The 18,391-nt window shown below is 57.8% G+C and carries 16 protein-coding genes; 12 read left to right on the top strand and 4 right to left on the bottom strand.

What is annotated here, in order from left to right; genetic code table 11:
- Positions 1–345: 345 nt before the first annotated feature.
- Positions 346–1,068: a UDP-2,3-diacylglucosamine diphosphatase gene (locus FHK95_RS12685; protein ID WP_150304995.1), complete on the bottom strand. Its 723-nt coding sequence runs from the start codon at positions 1,066–1,068 to the stop codon at positions 346–348.
- A 9-nt stretch (positions 1,069–1,077) separates the two neighbouring features.
- A complete protein-coding gene (locus tag FHK95_RS12680) occupies positions 1,078–1,572 on the bottom strand; it encodes a peptidylprolyl isomerase (RefSeq protein WP_150304994.1) in 495 nt (164 codons plus the stop codon).
- A gap of 175 nt (positions 1,573–1,747) precedes the next feature.
- Between FHK95_RS12680 and FHK95_RS12675 the strand changes: the two genes are divergently transcribed.
- Entirely contained in the window at positions 1,748–3,415 is a 1,668-nt protein-coding gene (locus FHK95_RS12675; protein WP_150304993.1) for a glutamine--tRNA ligase/YqeY domain fusion protein, read from the top strand.
- 3 nt (positions 3,416–3,418) lie between these two features.
- Positions 3,419–4,804 (top strand): cysteine--tRNA ligase, encoded by a 1,386-nt coding sequence (gene cysS / locus FHK95_RS12670; RefSeq protein WP_150304992.1) that lies wholly within the window; start codon positions 3,419–3,421, stop codon positions 4,802–4,804.
- Between the two features lie 53 nt (positions 4,805–4,857).
- Here the strand turns inward: cysS and FHK95_RS12665 are convergent, their stop codons facing one another.
- On the bottom strand, positions 4,858–6,270 hold the full coding sequence (locus tag FHK95_RS12665; RefSeq protein WP_150304991.1) for an alanine/glycine:cation symporter family protein: 1,413 nt from the start codon (positions 6,268–6,270) through the stop codon (positions 4,858–4,860).
- 148 nt (positions 6,271–6,418) lie between these two features.
- Between FHK95_RS12665 and FHK95_RS12660 the strand changes: the two genes are divergently transcribed.
- From FHK95_RS12660 to FHK95_RS12640, 5 genes are all read left to right on the top strand, one after another.
- Positions 6,419–7,255, top strand: a complete 837-nt coding sequence (locus FHK95_RS12660; RefSeq protein WP_150304990.1) for a metal-dependent hydrolase — start codon at positions 6,419–6,421, stop codon at positions 7,253–7,255.
- A gap of 73 nt (positions 7,256–7,328) precedes the next feature.
- Complete coding sequence (locus FHK95_RS12655; RefSeq protein ID WP_150304989.1) at positions 7,329–8,237, top strand: AEC family transporter; 909 nt, start codon at positions 7,329–7,331, stop codon at positions 8,235–8,237.
- Between the two features lie 135 nt (positions 8,238–8,372).
- Entirely contained in the window at positions 8,373–9,500 is a 1,128-nt protein-coding gene (locus FHK95_RS12650; protein WP_150304988.1) for an NAD(P) transhydrogenase subunit alpha, read from the top strand.
- 2 nt (positions 9,501–9,502) lie between these two features.
- Positions 9,503–9,832: an NAD(P) transhydrogenase subunit alpha gene (locus FHK95_RS12645; RefSeq protein ID WP_150304987.1), complete on the top strand. Its 330-nt coding sequence runs from the start codon at positions 9,503–9,505 to the stop codon at positions 9,830–9,832.
- Between the two features lie 2 nt (positions 9,833–9,834).
- Positions 9,835–11,253 carry an NAD(P)(+) transhydrogenase (Re/Si-specific) subunit beta gene (locus FHK95_RS12640; RefSeq protein ID WP_206668576.1) on the top strand — a complete coding sequence of 473 codons (1,419 nt, stop codon included), beginning with the start codon at positions 9,835–9,837 and terminating at the stop codon, positions 11,251–11,253.
- Between the two features lie 78 nt (positions 11,254–11,331).
- Here FHK95_RS12640 and FHK95_RS12635 read toward each other — a convergent pair whose 3' ends face one another.
- Positions 11,332–12,768 (bottom strand): aldehyde dehydrogenase family protein, encoded by a 1,437-nt coding sequence (locus FHK95_RS12635; RefSeq protein ID WP_150304986.1) that lies wholly within the window; start codon positions 12,766–12,768, stop codon positions 11,332–11,334.
- Between the two features lie 244 nt (positions 12,769–13,012).
- Here FHK95_RS12635 and iscR point away from each other — a divergent pair, with 244 nt between their 5' ends.
- The 5 genes from iscR to FHK95_RS12610 all read left to right on the top strand — a co-directional run bounded on the left by iscR (position 13,013) and on the right by FHK95_RS12610 (position 18,388).
- Positions 13,013–13,489 (top strand): Fe-S cluster assembly transcriptional regulator IscR, encoded by a 477-nt coding sequence (iscR, locus tag FHK95_RS12630; protein WP_150304985.1) that lies wholly within the window; start codon positions 13,013–13,015, stop codon positions 13,487–13,489.
- A 108-nt stretch (positions 13,490–13,597) separates the two neighbouring features.
- Positions 13,598–15,034, top strand: coding sequence for a Fe-S cluster assembly protein SufB (gene sufB, locus FHK95_RS12625; RefSeq protein WP_150304984.1), 1,437 nt, complete (start codon positions 13,598–13,600; stop codon positions 15,032–15,034).
- Positions 15,035–15,091: 57 nt separating this feature from the next.
- Complete coding sequence (gene sufC / locus FHK95_RS12620) at positions 15,092–15,841, top strand: Fe-S cluster assembly ATPase SufC (RefSeq protein ID WP_150304983.1); 750 nt, start codon at positions 15,092–15,094, stop codon at positions 15,839–15,841.
- The gene (sufD, locus tag FHK95_RS12615; protein ID WP_150304982.1) at positions 15,841–17,148 is read left to right on the top strand and encodes a Fe-S cluster assembly protein SufD; all 1,308 of its coding nucleotides are present in this window, start codon (positions 15,841–15,843) and stop codon (positions 17,146–17,148) included. The genes sufC and sufD overlap by 1 nt, the downstream gene beginning before the upstream one ends.
- On the top strand, positions 17,141–18,388 hold the full coding sequence (locus FHK95_RS12610) for an aminotransferase class V-fold PLP-dependent enzyme (protein WP_150304981.1): 1,248 nt from the start codon (positions 17,141–17,143) through the stop codon (positions 18,386–18,388). Before sufD ends, FHK95_RS12610 begins: the two co-directional genes overlap by 8 nt.
- Positions 18,389–18,391 lie beyond the last annotated feature (3 nt).

The following is an 18,391-nucleotide window of genomic DNA, read 5'->3' as shown; positions in this document are numbered from 1 at the left end:
GCCATAAAGTCACCGATAAGATATGCAGCAAATCTTTCTGTGGGAGGGGCGACCCGCCGCGATCGCGTCCGCAGGACGCCCGGGGTTTGGTTCGGACTGCACCCCAAGCTGGCCTGGCGGCCAGCATCGCCGCGAGCGGTTCGGCGCTCCGATCGCGCCTCCCACGGGGAAGTGCGAGTCTTAGTTCGGGTTAGTCATCTCAGGTCGACAATGCAGGAAATCTATATCTGGGGACTGAGATGGCGGGGCTCCTGGGACACCAGCTCGCTCTCAGGCTCACTCAAAAGCCCATCGATCCCCGGTCGCGGTCGGTGCTGCTCGACGGTTCCCAGGGCGGGCCAGCAATCACAGCGCAAACCTCTCCAACCGATAACCATCCTCATCCACTTCCAATGCCCAGCCGTTCTTGTCCCAATCCCCCAGCACTATGCGCTTGGCGGCCTGGCCGTCGATTTCCATATCGTGCACCGCAGGGCGGTGGGTGTGGCCGTGGATCAGCGTGCGGACTTTGTGTTCGCGCATGACCTCAACAACCTTGTCTGGATTGACGTCAGTTATATCAGAGGCCTTGTAGCGGGTCTGTTCGCTGCTTTCCGAGCGCAATTTCCTGCCGATCTTGTGTCGGGTGTTCAGCGAGAGATTACGCAGGATGAACAAGCTCAGTGGGTTGCGCAGCAGGCGGCGTAGACGCATGTAGCCCAGATCATCGATACACAGGCTGTCGCCGTGCATCAACAGGACAGGCTCTCCGTTCAGCGTGATCACGGTGGGATCTGTCAGCAAGGCGCAGCGCGCTTCCTGGCAGAACCGCTTGCCGAGCAGAAAGTCCCGATTGCCATGCATGAGATAAATCTTCACGCCTTTGGCTGCAACGGCGGCCAGGGCCGACGCAACCTCACGGGCGAGGGGGTTTGGATCGTCGTCGCCGAGCCATACTTCGAAGAAGTCGCCAAGAATATAGAGCGCATCGACCTGGCTGGCTCGTTGTTGAAGACAATGCAAAAACGCCCGGGTGATATCCGGGCGTTCCACTTGCAGATGCAGATCTGATATGAACAGATGGCGCATCCGGGCGCGTTACTCGACCAGCTCGGCGCGCTCGATGATCACATCATCAGCGGGCACATCCTGGTGACCCGCACGCATGGTAGTGGACACCGCTTTGATTTTCTCGACGACATCCATGCCTTCGGTAACCTGACCGAACACGGTGTAACCCCAGCCCTGTACTGTCGGGGCGCTGTGGTTCAGGAAATCGTTGTCGTTAACGTTGATAAAGAACTGGGCGCTGGCGGAATGCGGCTCCATGGTGCGGGCCATGGCGACGGTGCCTGCCTTGTTGCTGACGCCATTATCGGCTTCGTTCTTGATCGGATCGCGGGTGTCCTTCTGCTTCATGCCGGGTTCGAAACCGCCGCCCTGAATCATGAAATTAGGAATGACGCGGTGGAAAATGGTGTTGTCGTAGTGGCCGTCGCGAACGTATTGCTTGAAATTTTCAACAGTTTCCGGCGCCTTATCGGCGAAGAGTTCCAGGGTGATAACACCAAAATTCGTATGCAATTTGACCATCAAGACAATCCTCGGAGCGAGTTGAGACTAATAATCCGGTGAGACAGACGTGCTTGGGAGTTCCCTGATTCAGGCGCCTGTCACTTTCCGGTATGATAAGCGTTTTGGCCAATACGGCCTAGCCAAAATCCGCGATGCCCCCGGGCGTTGCCTGTAACGAGTCCTGCGAATCCCTATGAACAAACCGGAATCCACCACGCCAGCACATTTCCTGCGGCAGATCGTCAAAGCTGACCTGGAAAGCGGCAAGCACCAGAAAATCGTGACCCGTTTTCCACCCGAGCCCAATGGATATCTGCATATTGGCCATGCCAAGTCGATCTGCCTTAACTTCGGCTTGGCCCAGGAGTTTGGTGGTGAGTGCAATCTGCGCTTCGACGACACCAATCCGGCGAAGGAAGAGCAGGAATACATTGACGCCATCAAGCGTGATGTCGAGTGGCTAGGATTCAAGTGGGCCGGCGATATTCATTACGCTTCCGACTATTTCGACCAGTTGCACGCCTGGGCCATCGAGCTGATCAAAACGGGCAACTCCTATGTCTGCGACCTGTCCCCCGAGCAGGCCCGTGAATACCGCGGCAACCTGACCGAGCCGGGCAGGAACAGCCCGTTCCGCGATCGCAGCGTCGATGAAAATCTCGATCTGTTTGCGCGCATGACTGCCGGCGAGTTCCCCGATGGCAGCAAGGCACTGCGCGCGAAGATTGATATGGCATCACCCAACATGAATATGCGCGATCCTATCCTGTATCGCATCCGCCATGCGCATCACCATCAGACCGGTGACAAATGGTGCGTGTATCCGAGCTATGACTTCACCCACGGTCAGTCGGATGCGCTTGAGGGCGTTACCCATTCGATTTGTACGCTGGAATTTGAAGACCACCGTCCGCTGTATGAGTGGTGCCTGGATAACCTGCCGGTACCGGCCATACCGCGTCAGTACGAGTTTGCGCGGCTTAACCTGAATTACACGGTCACCAGCAAGCGCAAGCTCAAGCAGTTGGTTGATGAAGGCCATGTACAGGGTTGGGACGATCCACGCATGTCGACCCTCAGCGCCTTTCGCCGCCGTGGCTACACGCCGGCGTCGATTCGGGAATTCTGCGAACGTATCGGCGTGACCCGTTCCGACGGTGTAGTGGATATGGGCGTGCTGGAATTCTGTATCCGCGACGACCTGGATGCCCATGCGCCGCGTGCGATGTGCGTGTTGCGTCCGCTGAAAGTGACCATCACCAACTATCCCGAAGGCGAGGTCCAGCAGCTGTCGCTGCCGCGCCATCCCAAGCAGGATATCGGCACGCGCACCTTGCCGTTCAGCCGCGAGATCTATATCGACCAGGACGACTACATGGTTGATCCGCCAAAGGGCTACAAGCGTCTGGTGCCGGGTGGGGAAGTGCGCCTGCGTGGCAGCTACGTGATCCGCGCTGACGAGGCGGTTACCGATGCCGACGGCAATATCGTCGAGCTGCTGTGCTCCTACGATCCGGAGACGCTGGGCAAGAATCCCGAGGGCCGCAAGGTCAAGGGCGTGATCCACTGGGTACCGGCTGCAGAAAGCATTGAATGCGAAGTGCGGCTGTATGACCGCTTGTTCAAAACCTCGAACCCGGACAAGGGCGAGGAGGGCGTCGGCTTCCTGGAGAACATCAACCCCGATTCGCTGATCACCTTGCAGGGCTGCCGCGCCGAGCCGTCGCTGGTAGACGCGACTCCGGAGGATCGTTTCCAGTTCGAGCGCGAGGGCTATTTCTGCCTCGACAGCGTGGATTCGACTGCAGACCGGCCAGTATTCAACCGTACCGTTACGCTGCGTGATTCCTGGGGGCAATAAGGCATGGCGCTGACTATCTACAACACCCTGAGCAAGACCAAGGAAACCTTCAAGCCGCTCGAAGTTAATCAGGTAAGAATGTATGTCTGTGGGATGACGGTCTATGACTACTGTCATATCGGCCATGCCCGGGTGATGGTCGCCTTCGATGTGATTTCCCGCTGGTTGCGTTACCGCGGGTATGACCTGACCTACGTGCGCAATATCACCGATATCGACGACAAGATCATTCGTCGTGCCAACGAGAACGGTGAAACCTTTCAGGCGCTGACCGGCCGCATGATCGCGGCCATGCACGAGGATGAAACCCGTCTTAATGTGCTGCGGCCGGATCAGGAGCCGCGCGCCAGCGATCACATTGCTGGTATGCACGAGATGATCCAGACCTTGATCGACAAGGGTTACGCCTACGCACCGGGTAACGGCGACGTGTATTACCGGGTGGGCAAATTCGAAGGCTACGGCAAGTTATCGCGTCGGCGTCTCGAGGACCTGAAGATCGGTGCACGCATTGAGGTAGATGAGGCCAAGGACGATCCGCTGGATTTCGTGTTGTGGAAGGCGGTCAAGCCCGGCGAGCCGAGTTGGGCGTCCCCCTGGGGCGATGGTCGGCCAGGCTGGCATATCGAATGCTCGGTGATGTCCACCTGCTGCCTTGGCGAAAGCTTCGATATTCATGGCGGCGGACCGGACCTGGTGTTTCCCCATCACGAGAACGAGATTGCGCAAAGCGAGGCAGCCACCGGCAAACCCTACGCGGCAACCTGGATGCATGCCGGGGCGGTACGCGTTGACGGTGAAAAGATGTCCAAATCCCTGGGCAACTTCTTCACCATCCGCGAAGTGCTGGAAAAGTATCATCCGGAGGTGGTGCGCTATCTGCTGGTCTCCAGTCATTACCGCAGCGCGATCAACTATTCGGAGGATAATCTCAAGGAAGCCAAAGGCGCGCTGGAGCGATTCTACCGTGCGCTCAAGGGACTGCCTGATGCAGCGCCGGCCGAAGCGGCGGAATATGCCGAACGTTTTGCGGCGTCCATGGATGATGACTTCAATGCACCCGAAGCCTGCGCCGTGTTGTTTGACATGGTGCGCGAGGTGAATCGCCTGAAGGATACCGACCTGCAGGCCGCCGCCGCGCTGGGTGCCAAAGTGCGCGAGCTGGCCTCGACGCTGGGTGTCCTGCAACTGGATGCCGATGAGTTTCTGCAAGCCGGCGCGTCCAATCAGATCGATGCCGAAGCCGTCCAGGCATTGATCGATGCACGCTTACAGGCGCGCGCAGACAAGAACTGGGCAGAGTCCGATCGTATTCGCGATCAACTGACCGAGATGGGCGTTGTGCTGGAGGACGGGAAGGGCGGGACCACCTGGCGGTTGCGCGGCTAACATCGTTCATCAGGGCAGGCGCTGGAGGAATTCCGGCGCCTGCCGCAGTGAACTCAACGCCAGATATTGTTGTTTATCTTCTTCTTCAGTTCCGGGTAATCGGCGGCCCTAAACGTTGGCACCACACCTGCCTTGCGCTGCGCCAGATAGTCCTTGGTCAGTTTGGCCACCGTTCCCGATAGCAGCACAATAGCAATCAGATTGATGGTCGCCATCAGCCCCATCGACGCGTCCGCCGCGTTAAATACGGTGGCAACGGCTTCATACGCGCCCCATACCACCATGCTCAGTGTTGCCAGACGCAATACCGTCATGCCCAGCGTATTGCCAACCCCGAGATAAATCATCGCGTTTTCCGCATAGGAATAGTTGGCGACAATCGAGGTAAAGGCGAAGAACAGGATGGCGATGGCGATGAAATAGGTGCCAGCCACGCCGATATGCGCTTCCAGCGCCTGCTGTGTCAGCTGCGTGCCGGTAACGCCCGAACCTGGCTCCATTACCCCGGACAGCAGAATCATGATGGCCGTAGCGGTACAGATCACGATGGTATCGATGAACACACCCATAGCCTGTACCAGACCCTGTGACGAGGGATGATGCGGAGCAGGCGTGGCCGTGGCGGCCACGTTTGGTGCTGAGCCCATGCCTGCCTCGTTGGAAAACAAACCGCGCTTGATACCATTGAGCATCGCCGCCGTCACCGAGCCGGCGACGCCGCCAGCGGCTTCTTCAAGGCCGAACGCGCTGCGTATGATGGTCATGATGACACCGGGCACTTCGGAAAAATTCATGATCAGCACGACCAGGGCCATCAATACATAAGCGCCCGCCATGAACGGCACCACCAGTTCGGCAAAACGGGCAATCGCGCGCAGGCCGCCGAAAATGACCACGCCGGCCAGTACAGCGAGGGCCAGGCCAGACCAGAGCTTGGGAATGCCGAAGGCGCCCTCCATGGCATCAGCTATGGAGTTGGCCTGCACTGCGTTGAACACCAGACCGAAGGAAATGATCAGCGCGATCGAAAAAACCGCCCCCGCCCACGGCGCCTTCAGTCCTTTGGCTATATAAAAAGCCGGGCCGCCGCGGTATTGCCCATGGTCATCTCGTACCTTGTAGAGCTGCGCCAGGGTACTTTCGGCGTAACCGGTAGCCATGCCCACCAGGGCAACCATCCACATCCAGAAGATCGCGCCGGCGCCGCCCAGGTAGAGTGCCACCGCCACCCCTGCGAGATTGCCGGTGCCCACTCGCGAAGCAAGGCTGGTACAGAGCGCCTGAAAGGGCGAGATACCGGAGGCGTCGCTCTCTCTGGAGCCCTTGATGGCCTTGATCATTTCGCCAAAGTGCAGGAACTGCAGGAACCCCAGTCGAATGGTGAAGAACACACCCACCGCCAGCAGGCCGTAAATGAGTACATAACCCCAGAAGATAGTGTTGAGAAAGTCGATGATGGCTGTCATGGCGTGTCCGGTAGGGAAAGAAAATCACTCCTCACTCTAGTTGCTGCGCTTCAACATGCCAGTACGGCTCTGGACATTTCTATCCAATAGTCAGAAGGGGGTAGTATGTTGCTCAGGCCCGCAGAGGCCATACAGGAGAGGGATGCGCATGAGTACTACAACAAAAACACCGCAACAGCTGCAGATCCGCCCGAGGCGGCTGGATATGGCTCTGCCTGATCCGTTGCCACGCCACTGGCACAGCAACGACCCGTTCAAAACCCATTTTTTTAACGCCATGTCTGTGTTGTTCCCTGACGGCGAACGGTACTTTATCGACTCAGTGAAGCTGTTCCGCGATCGAATCAGTGATACGGATTTGCAGCAGCAGATCCGCGGATTCATTGGCCAGGAGGGGCACCACAGCCGCGAGCACATCGTTTACAACCAGCGCCTGCGTGATCTCGGCTATGACATCGATGCGCTCGAAAACACGGTAAAGAAGCGTATTCGTTTCGTTCAGAAAAACTTCTCGCCCGAGCGCCAGTTGGCCGGGACGGTGGCGATGGAACACTTCACGGCGATCATGGCGGATTTGCTTCTGCGCGAACCGGACTGGCTGGAGGGTGCAATTGATCCCATGCAGACCCTGTGGCGCTGGCATGCGCTCGAGGAGACCGAACACAAGGCCGTTGCGTTCGATGTATACATGCAGGTGTGTGGCGATCGCAAAATCCTGCGGCGGGCAATGCGCCAGGCGACGTTCTTTTTCCTCAAGGACGTGACCCGTGGGATGTGGCACATGCTGCGCACTGATGGAAAACTGACTGACCTGAGCATGATGTGGCGTGGCATGCGCTGGCTATGGGGACGCAACGGCTTTTTCCGCAAGCTTCTGGGCGTATACCGCGACTATTATCGAGCTGACTTTCACCCCTGGCAGCATGACAACAGAAACCTGCTTGATCAGTACGCGCCAACCTTTGCGTCCGCACTGATTCGCTGACGCTACGAGCGCTGGTAAACTCAGCGCTTTGCGGCGCAGATTGCGCGCTGCCCCAGCGCGCAGGAGTGTCAGCTTGGTCGTTGTGAATGCCCTCGTACCTATCTTCGGGTTAATCCTGCTGGGCTATCTGCTTGGTAAACGCCACTGGTTACCCAGCGAGGCCGGCGGCGCGCTGGCGGCGATTACCTTCCGGCTGTTCATGCCGGTGCTGTTGTTCTCCGGCCTGGCTCGCGCCGACCTGAACGAAGGGTTGTCGCCGCTGCTTCTGCTGGTGTATTTCGTGCCGGCTTTGCTGGTGTTTTCCGGCGTGAACTGGCTGATGCACCGCAGATTGGGCCAGCCCAGCTCGATGGGGCTGGCGGCCAGTTACTCGAACAATGTACTGGTTGGCGTCCCGCTAATCAGCATTCTGCTCGGGCCGGACAAGCTGGTCTATCTGTTCGCCATTCTGATCTTTCACAGCCTTGTACTTTTCACCTTGCAGAGTCTCTATAACGCCTTCTGGAGCGGAGCGGGGGGCGGCCGTATCGATAAGCGTGCGCTGCTGAAAAGCCTGGCCAATCCGCTGATCATCGGTCTTTTGCTCGGGGCGGCGCTCAATCTGACGGGGCTGACGGTGCCCGCTCCGCTGTGGCGCATGGTGGAGTGGCTAGCGGCGGCCGCGCTGCCGTGCGCATTGCTGGTGCTCGGTTTGAGCCTGTCGCATTATCGGCTGCACATCAGTTGGGAAACGCTAGGGCTAACGCTGGTAAAGCTGTTGGTATTCCCTGCACTGGTACTTGCCGCTGGATTATTGATGCCGGGGCTGGGTGCAGACGCCAGAACTGTGCTAGTGGTGATGGCAGCCTGTCCGACTGGTGTCAATGTACTAGCCTTTGTCATGGGCGAAGCCGATAGCCGAATTATTAGCTCGGTAATCTTTCTCTCAACCGTTCTAGCCGCCGTGACGCTGCCTGTCTGGCTTGTTCTGCTTAACGGCTGATTTTGTTGTGGTCATAAATGCAGGGGCGCCGTGTGTTTCTGCACGTCAAATCCGTTATAAAAACAGGGATAGGCTGGGGTATCCTCTTCGCCGGCTTTCAATATCAATAAAATCAACAATCCAGAAGGAAACCTCATGCCGGTCAGTCTGTTTGTTCCAGGCGAAAGGCGCGCGAACGAAAAGCGTGTTGCCCTGGTGCCCTCGGTAGCCAACAAGTTAGCGAAATTGGGCGTTGAATGTTTTTTGCAATCCGGTGCAGGCCTGGCTGCCCGCATTCCTGACGCGCTGTACGCCGCAGAGGGTGTCCAGATAGTCAGCGCAGCCAGCACCGCCAACCTGGTTTTCCGTGTTCAGCCTTCCGAACTTGCGGATATCGAGCAGATGGCACCGGGCACGGTGCTGTGCTGTTTCATCTACGCTCACCGCGAACCTGAAATTGTCAGAGCGCTGCGGGACCGACACATCACCTGTTTCGCCATGGAGCTGGTGCCGCGCATCACACGAGCCCAGGCGATGGATGCACTGTCGTCCCAGGCCGCTCTGTCGGGCTATGCCGCCGGATTGCTGGCAGCCACCAACCTGAATCGAATCCTGCCGATGATGACCACGGCAGTCGGATCCTTGCGGCCGGCCAAGGTGCTGGTGATGGGTGCTGGCGTGGCGGGTTTGCAGGCGCTGGCTACGGCCAAGCGACTGGGTGCCATGATCGAGGGTTATGACGTGCGCTCGGAAGTGAAGGAACAGGTCGAATCGGTCGGTGGCAAGTTTGTCGATACCGGCGTGTCCGCCAGCGGGCAGGGTGGTTACGCTCGTGAACTGACCGATGACGAAAAAGCCCAGGTCGAACAGGTCATTACCCGCCACATTCAACAGGCCGACGCAGTGATTACCACGGCCGCTATCCCCGGTCGACCCAGTCCGAAAATCATCAGCGAAGCCCAGATCATGGGCATGAAGCCCGGCTCGGTGATTATCGACCTGGCTGCAGAAGGTGGCGGCAACACCCCGCTGACAGTGCCTGGCGAAACCGTGGAAGTAGGCCCAGTCACCATTGTCGCACCCATGAACGTTCCCAGCCGTCTGGCCGAGCATGCTTCTGAGCTGTACGCGCGCAACCTGCTAAACCTGGTTGGTCTGATGGTCAAGGATGGTGAGCTGATTATTGATTGGGAAGACGAGATTCTGGCCGGGGCAGTACTGACCCACGCCGGGGAAATACGCAACGAGGCCGCACGCAAGGCCGTTGAAACGCCAGAGGTTTAATCATGGACGCAACCACCACCATCACCGGCTTTGTCGCCCTGTATATCTTCATGCTGGCCGCCTTTACCGGGTACGAGATCATCGGACGCGTGCCTTCGATCCTGCATACACCGCTGATGTCCGGCTCCAACTTTATCCACGGCATCGTGGTCGTGGGCGCAATGTGGGCACTGTTGAACGCAGCCACACCGCTGGAGCAGGCTATTGGCTTTTTTGGGGTCCTACTGGGGGCGGGCAACGCAGCAGGTGGGTATGTCGTAACGGAGCGCATGCTCGAGATGTTCAAGCCCAGCGACAAGCGCCAGAAAGACGCCTCAGGTAAGGAACAATAACAATGAGTGGGATGATTATTGAAGCCGTTTATTTTATCACGGCGCTGCTGTTCATCTATGGCCTCAAGCGAATGGCCAGCCCGGTAACCGCGCGCTCGGGAATACTGATCGCGGGCGTTGGCATGGTTCTGGCTGTGCTGGCTGCGTTCCTGTACGGACTGGATGTGAGCGAGCGTGCGCAGCCGCACCTGTCTACCAATCTGCTTCTAGTAGTGATTGCCTTAGGTCTGGGCCTTGGCTGGGCGTGGTACAGCGGCAAGAAGGTCGCGATGACTGATATGCCGCAAATGGTTGCGCTCTATAACGGTATGGGCGGCGGTGCCGCTGCGGCCATTGCGGCATTGGAGCTCTACTCCGGCAATGCGCAGGCCCATGGCGTCGTAGTCTCGATGTTGGCAGTCATCGGTGGTCTCATCGGTGCAGTGGCTTTGTCTGGTTCACTCGTAGCATGGGCCAAGCTCGACGGGCGTATGCAGAGCACTATCCGTTTGCCAGCGCAGCAGATCATCAATGCAGTGCTGTTTTTCGTTACGCTGGGCTTAGGCGCCGCGGTCGTTGGCGCGGGGCTGGATGGCGGCGTATCGATGTTGTTGATTTCGGTGTTCTTCATCGCCGCGCTGGTGCTGGGCGTCATGCTCACTACTCCGATCGGCGGCGCCGATATGCCCGTGGTGATCTCCCTTTACAACGCCTTTACCGGTCTGGCCGTGGCCTTTGAAGGGTTCGTGTTGCAGAACCCGGCCATGATTATTGCTGGCACCGTCGTCGGTTCGGCCGGCACGCTGCTGACATTGATGATGGCCAAGGCGATGAACCGTCCTGTATCCAATGTCATTTTCAGTCAGTTTGGCGGCGACGATAGCGGCGACGCGGGTGACATAGAAGGCACCATGAAGGCCACTGATGCATCGGATGCAGCCATCGCAATGTACTACGCGAGCAAGGTAATCATCGTGCCGGGCTACGGCTTGGCCGTCGCCCAGGCACAGCACAAGCTCTACGAGTTTGTGAAGCTATTGCAGAAGCAGGGCGTGGACGTCAGATTTGCCATTCACCCGGTAGCCGGACGCATGCCCGGTCATATGAACGTACTGCTGGCCGAGGCGGGCGTGCCGTACGACATCATCTATGATCTGGAGGAAATTAACGAAGAGTTCGCGCAAACCGATGTCGCCATTGTGCTGGGCGCCAACGACGTGGTGAACCCGGCCGCGCGCACGCGAAAGTCCAGCCCGATTTACGGGATGCCCATCCTCAATGTGGATTACGCCCAGCAGGCTTACGTGGTCAAACGGGGGCAGGGCAAGGGGTATTCCGGCGTGGAGAACGAGCTGTTCTACGCGGACAATACCTCGATGGTCTACGGCGATGCGCAGAAGGTATTGGTGCAGATGATAGAGGCGGTGAAATCACTGGGTTGAGGTAAAGCTGGGATCGTTGAGCGTAAATAAAAGGGCCGGCGCATACGCGCCAGCCCTTTTATCTGTTCTATCGTCGGATCACTTCGCTTTTGCGTTGTAGCCGAAGATCGACTTCACCTCGAGGAAGTCCTCGAAACCGTAATGACCCCATTCGCGACCGTTACCGGACTCCTTGTAGCCACCGAAGGGCGCTTTGTTATCCAGCGGTGCACCATTGAGGTGGACCATGCCGGTACGGATCCGACGGGCGACGCGACGTGCGCGATCCGGATCGCCTGCCGACACATAACCGGACAGGCCGTAGTTGGTGTCGTTGGCGATACGCACGGCTTCGTCTTCATCTTCATAGCCGATGATCGTCAGTACCGGACCGAAGATCTCTTCGCGGGCAATGGTCATGTCATTGGTGACATGGCTGAAGATCGTTGGTTTGACGTAAAAACCTTTATCCAGCCCGTCAGGACGACCCGTTCCGCCGACGATCAGCTTGGCGCCTTCTTCAATGCCTGCGGCAATCAGATCCTGGATCTTGTTCCACTGGTTCTTGGAGGACACGGGCCCGATCACGGTGTCCTCGGCTTTGGGATCGCCCGGCTTGACCTTGGCAGCAACGGCCTGGGCAATTGCGGTCACTTCATCCATGCGACTATTGGGCACCAGCATGCGCGTCGGTGCGTTACAGGATTGTCCGCTGTTGTTCATGCAGGACATGACGCCATGGGCGACCATTTTCTCGAAATTGACGTCATCGAGCAGGATGTTCGCGGACTTGCCGCCGAGTTCCAGGGCAACGCGCTTGATGGTGTCCGCACCGCTTTTCATGACCTGACGCCCGGCGCCGGTTGACCCGGTGAAGGACATCATGTCGATACCCCAATGCGCGGACATTGCAGCGCCCACGGTTGGGCCGTCGCCATTGACCAGGTTGAACACGCCAGGCGGCACGCCTGCTTCATCGAGGATTTCGGCCAGCAGCAGGGCAGACAGTGGCGCCACTTCGGACGGCTTGAGTACCATGGTGCAACCGGTCGCCAGCGCCGGCGCGATCTTGCAGGTGAGCTGGTTGATCGGCCAATTCCAGGGTGTAATCAACCCGCAGACGCCAATCGGTTCCTTGACCACCAGGGTCGTTCCGATTTCTTCCTCGAATTCGAATTCCTTCAACACTTCAAGGGCTGTAGCGAAGTGCGCCAGACCGGATGGCGCCTGAGCCTGATTGGACAGCTTGGCAGGAGCGCCCATTTCCAGAGAAATGGCTTCAGCGACTTCCGGCATACGCTTCTGGAAAACGGCAATGACTCGCTCAAGCAGCGCTATGCGCTCTTCGCGGGTAGTTTGCGAATAGGTTTCAAACGCCTTTCGCGCTGCAGCTACCGCCAGGTCGACATCCTCATGATTGCCCAGGGCGATGGTCGCGACTACTTCTTCGGTGGCCGGATTGATGACATCGGCGGTACCGGTGCCCTGTGGTTCGACCCACTGACCGTTGATATAGAACTGTTTATGGTGGCTCATGAAATGCTGGCTCCTTGAGTTAGGGCTGAATAATAGTCCAACGATAGCACTGTCTGTGCTTTTGTATCACCGCTTTTGCGCCAGATCACTGTTGCTTATCCCTGCCAATGTGTTCGGTTTCACGTGCTGCGTGATCGCTTTATACTACCCGGCTTCTCTGGATCGCGCGCCGGCATAATACTTGACTAAAACACTTGGATATTGCATAGTTTTGCCTAAGTTGAATCTCCTTCCAGGAGCAAGAATGCGTCTGACAACGAAAGGCCGCTATGCAGTGACAGCCATGCTTGACCTGGCTTTGCACGCGAATCAGGGACCGATAACCCTGGCCGATATCTCGATGCGCCAGGGCGTTTCCATTTCTTATCTCGAGCAGCTGTTCGCTAAACTGCGACGCTGCCGGCTGGTTGAAAGCGTCAGAGGTCCGGGGGGCGGTTACCGTCTCGCAGGTGGTCCAGACAAGATCAGCGTAGCCCAGATCGTTGAGGCGGTTAACGACTCGATGGATGCCACGCGCTGCCTGGGCAAGGGTGACTGCCAGGATGGTGAGATATGTCTGACGCATCACCTCTGGACCGACCTTAGCAATCGCCTGCGTGATTTTCTGAATGACATAACCCTGGCTGAGCTGGTTTCCCGCGAAGATATTCAGCGGGTACGTTTGCGTCAGGACCAGGGCCGCTCACATGTTGCTGAGCAGGCCCTGGAACGAATTATCTAGCGGCCCGACAGCCGATCGAAGAGTGCAGCGTCTCATGGCGTTGTGAAGCCTGAAACGAATTGGCAGCAAGGTGCCGTGTGGCACTTGTTGCGGAATTGAGGTGATACCGTGTCTCAGCAAGTCGAAAACCTGATCAAGAAGGACTACGCGGCCGGGTTTCACTCTGCCATTGAGTCCGACACTTTGCCGCCAGGGCTCAACGAAGATACTGTGCGGTTCATTTCCGCCAAGAAGGGAGAGCCTGAGTGGTTGCTTGAGTGGCGTCTGAAAGCGTTTCGCGCCTGGCAGGAAATGGAAGAGCCCACCTGGGCTCACGTGCATTATCCGGAAATCGACTTTCAGTCGATATCCTACTTCTCTTCGCCCAAGAGCATGGCTGACAAACCCAAAAGCCTGTCCGAAGTCGACCCTGAGCTTATTGCTACCTACGAGAAGCTGGGCATTCCCCTGCATGAGCAGGAGATGCTTGCCGGCGTTGCGGTCGATGCGGTATTTGACTCGGTCTCGGTTGTCACTACCTTCCGTGCGAAGCTGGAAGAAGCGGGCGTTATCTTCTGCCCGATCAGCGAAGCGGTACATCGTTGCCCTGAGCTGATTCAGAAGTATCTGGGCAGCGTCGTCCCGCAGAAAGACAACTATTACGCTGCATTGAATTCCGCCGTGTTCTCCGACGGCTCGTTCGTCTATATCCCCAAGGGTGTACGTTGCCCGATGGAGCTGTCGACGTACTTCCGTATCAACGAGATGAACACCGGGCAGTTCGAGCGCACCTTGATCATTGCCGATGAAGGTTCCCACGTGAGCTACCTGGAGGGCTGCACTGCCCCCATGCGCGACGAGAACCAGCTGCACGCTGCGGTCGTCGAGCTCGTGGCGATGGACGGCGCGACGATCAAATACTCGACCGTGCAGAACTGGTATCCAGGCGACGCCGAAGGCAAGGGCGGTATCTACAACTTCGTGACCAAACGCGGCCTGTGCCACGCGAATGCCAAGATTTCCTGGACCCAGGTTGAAACCGGCTCAGCCATCACCTGGAAGTACCCGAGCTGCATCCTCAAGGGTGACAACAGCGTCGGCGAGTTCTATTCAGTGGCGCTCACCAACAACTTTCAGCAGGCTGATACCGGCACCAAGATGATCCACCTGGGCAAAAACACCCGCTCAACCATCATCGCCAAAGGTATATCTGCTGGCCGAAGCAACAGCGCGTATCGCGGCCTGGTGCGCATGAACCCCGGTGCCGAGGGTGCGAGGAATTTCACCCAGTGTGACTCGCTGCTTATCGGCGACCGCTGTGGTGCACATACCTTCCCCTATATCGAAAGCAAGAATCCCTCCGCGGTAGTGGAACACGAGGCGACTACCTCCAAGGTCAGCGATGATCAGATGTTCCTGTGCCAGCAGCGAGGCCTCGATGCCGAAAAAGCCATCTCGATGATCGTTAACGGGTTCTGCCGCGAAGTGTTCAAGGAATTGCCGATGGAGTTTGCCGTAGAAGCGGGCAAGTTGCTGGAAGTGAGCCTTGAGGGGTCGGTGGGTTAACCCGATCCGTTGGACGCTGCACTGCCATACTAATTCACACAGTTATCAGGCCAAAATATGTTATCAGTCAAAGGGTTGCACGCTAAAGTTGAAGAGAATGAGATCCTCAAGGGATTGGATATCGAGATCCGGCCCGGTGAGGTTCACGCCATCATGGGACCGAACGGTTCGGGTAAGAGCACCCTGGGCAATATTCTCTCCGGCCGCCCCGGTTATGAAGCCACTGCTGGCAAAATCACCTTCAAGGGACGTGATCTGCTGGAAATGGGTACCGAAGAACGTGCCCGTGAGGGGCTGTTCCTGGCGTTCCAGTATCCGGTCGAGATCCCGGGCGTGAGCAACATGGAATTCCTCAAGGCGTCGGTGGATGCCAAGCGCAAGCACGCAGGTCAGGAGCCGCTGAGCTCGGTGGACTTCATGAAACTGGCGCGTGCGACCAGTAAACGCGTTGACCTTGAGGCCAATTTCCTTAAGCGTGGCGTGAACGAGGGATTTTCCGGCGGCGAGAAGAAGCGTAACGAGATCATGCAGATGATGCTGCTTGAGCCGGAGCTGTGCATTCTCGATGAGACCGACTCCGGTCTGGACATCGACGCCCTGCAGGTTGTCGCCGACGGCGTCAACAGCATGCGCGACGGTCATCGCAGTTTCATAGTGGTAACCCACTATCAGCGCCTGCTGGACTATATCGTGCCGGACTACGTCCATGTGTTGGCGGGCGGCCGGATTGTGAAGTCCGGAGACAAGAGCCTGGCGCTGGAACTTGAAGCCAAGGGCTATGGCTGGCTGGAAGGTGAGGTGGCTTAATGAGCGATTTTCAGAATGTGGCATTGCAACTGGCGGAGTCTCAACGGAGCCCCGACTGGTTGCAGAGTCTGCGTGAGCGCGGGGCACTGAGCTGGTCTTCAGCCAAGTGGCCGACCCGCAAGACCGAATTATGGAAAAACACCCCGCTGCAACCTCTGGCGCACGATCTGCCGTCGCGCTGGGCCGCGCCGACGGCTGTCGAATGGCAGCGGGACATCGAACAGATCGATATCGATGCCACGCAACTGGTATTCGTCAACGGTCAGTTCATGGTTGAGCTATCCAGCGAGCTACCGGTTGAGATAGTGCGCTTTGCCGACGCAGATGCTGCGCAGCGTGAAGTGATCGAGCAGAAGCTGGGCACCGTGGTTGATGCCGAGCGGCACCTGTTCGCCGCGCTGAGCAATGCCTGGGCAGCGGACGGTATCCTGATTCAGGTGCCGCGTAACCAGGCACTGAACAAGCCTGTCTATCTGTTGAACGTGTCCACGCCAGAAGCCGAGCCCGCGGTCAGTAACCAGCGTGTGCTCATGGTACTGGGAGAGGGCAGCCAGGCTGAACTGATCGAGCACTACGTATCCGCGGACAGCAAGCAGAACGGTTTCGTTAACAGTCTGACCGAGGTAATTGTTGGCGAGAATGCCCAGGTGCAGCATTACCGCATCAACCTTGAGCAGGAAGACCTGCTGCACATGGGTGGCGTGCATGTGAACCTGCACCGTAACGCACGTTTCCACGGTTTCACCCTGGCTCAGGGCAGCCGGCTCAAGCGCATCGATTACCAGGTCAATCACCGGGGTGAAGGTGCACATCTTGAGCTGCACGGCGTGTATCTTCCGCGCAATCGGCAGCTGATTGACTACCACACCAACGTCGAGCATTGCGTACCTCATTGCACCACCAATGAAGTCTTTCGCGGAATCATTGGTGACTCGGCCAAGGCGGTATTCAACGGCCGGATTCATATCCATCCGCAGGCGCAGAAGACCCTGGCCGAACTCAGTAACAAGAACCTGCTGACGTCGCCAACTGCCGAGATCTATACCAAGCCTGAGCTTGAGATCTATGCCGATGACGTGCGTTGTGCCCACGGCGCGACCATCAGTCAGCTTAATGAAACATCGCTGTTCTACCTGCAAAGCCGTGGCATCGAGCGCGCCGAAGCGATCAGCATGCTCAGTTTTGGCTTCATCAACGAGCTGTTGACCCAGGTGCCGGAGCAGGCGATTCAGGATTATCTACGACCACGTCTGACTACGCTGTTTGGTCAGGGCAGCGAACTGCTGGGACAGTTGGACTATGAATGATCTGAGCGTGCTCACAACACCTGCTTTTGATGCGGAGAAAGTGCGTCAGGATTTTCCGATCCTGAGCCAGGAAGTGAATGGTCATCCGCTGGTGTATCTGGACAACGCCGCGACGACGCAGAAGCCCGAAGCGGTGATTCAGGCGATCGTTGACTACTACCGCACCGACAACAGCAACGTACACCGCGGGGCGCACCAGCTGGCAGATCGGGCGACTGAAAAGTTCGAGGCCGCCCGGGTGAAAGTGGCGGCCTATATCAACGCGGCTGAAGCGCGGCAGGTGATCTGGACGCGGGGCACGTCTGAAGGCATCAATCTGGTTGCCTCCAGCTGGGGCCGGACCAACCTGAAACAGGGCGATCGAATACTGGTCTCGGCGATGGAGCATCACTCCAATATCGTGCCCTGGCAGATGATTGCGCTGGAGGTGGGCGCCACGGTTGAGGCTATTCCAGTCGACGACACCGGTACTCTGGATCTGGACGCCCTGGCATCAATGCTCGATGAGCGCGTAAAGATGGTGGCCTGCGGTCATGTATCAAACGCGCTGGGCACCATCAATCCGGTCGAGCAGATCATAGGTATGGCTCACGCCAGCGGCGCGCTGTGCTTGATAGACGGCGCCCAGGCCATCAGTCATTTCGATGTCGACATGCAGGCGCTGGATTGCGACTTTTATGTGTTTTCATCACACAAGCTGTTTGGCCCGACCGGGCTTGGTGTGCTGTACGGCAAACTGGATCTGCTGAATGCTATGCCACCCTATCAGGGCGGTGGTGAGATGATCGAGACGGTCAGCTTTGCCGGCACTACCTACAACCAGCTGCCTTACAAGTTTGAGGCCGGTACGCCGCATATCGCCGGTGTGATCGGATTTGGCGCTGCGATTGATTATCTCCAGGGGCTGGATCGTCGGGGCGCGCAGGCGCATGAGCAGGCATTGCTCGCCTATGCGGAGAAGCGCGCACGGGAAACACCTGGCGTACGGCTGATCGGCACCTCAGAATCGAAGACCAGCGTGCTGAGTTTTCTGCTGGAGGGCACGCATCCGCAGGATGTGGGGATGCTGCTTGATCAGCAGGGCGTAGCGGTGCGCACCGGCAATCATTGTGCTCAACCGATCATGGATCAGCTCGGTATTCCGGGCACCGTCCGCGCCAGTTTTGCCTTTTATAACACCATGGCCGATGTGGACCGATTGTTTGAAGCATTGGCCAAAGCCAGACAGTTTCTTGTCTGATAA

The sequence above is a fragment of the Pseudomonas saliphila genome (assembly GCF_008638345.1).
Classification (GTDB): domain Bacteria; phylum Pseudomonadota; class Gammaproteobacteria; order Pseudomonadales; family Pseudomonadaceae; genus Halopseudomonas; species Halopseudomonas saliphila.
The sequence above is the reverse complement of the archived record's forward strand: the minus strand, read 5'-3'. Positions and strand labels throughout refer to the sequence as shown.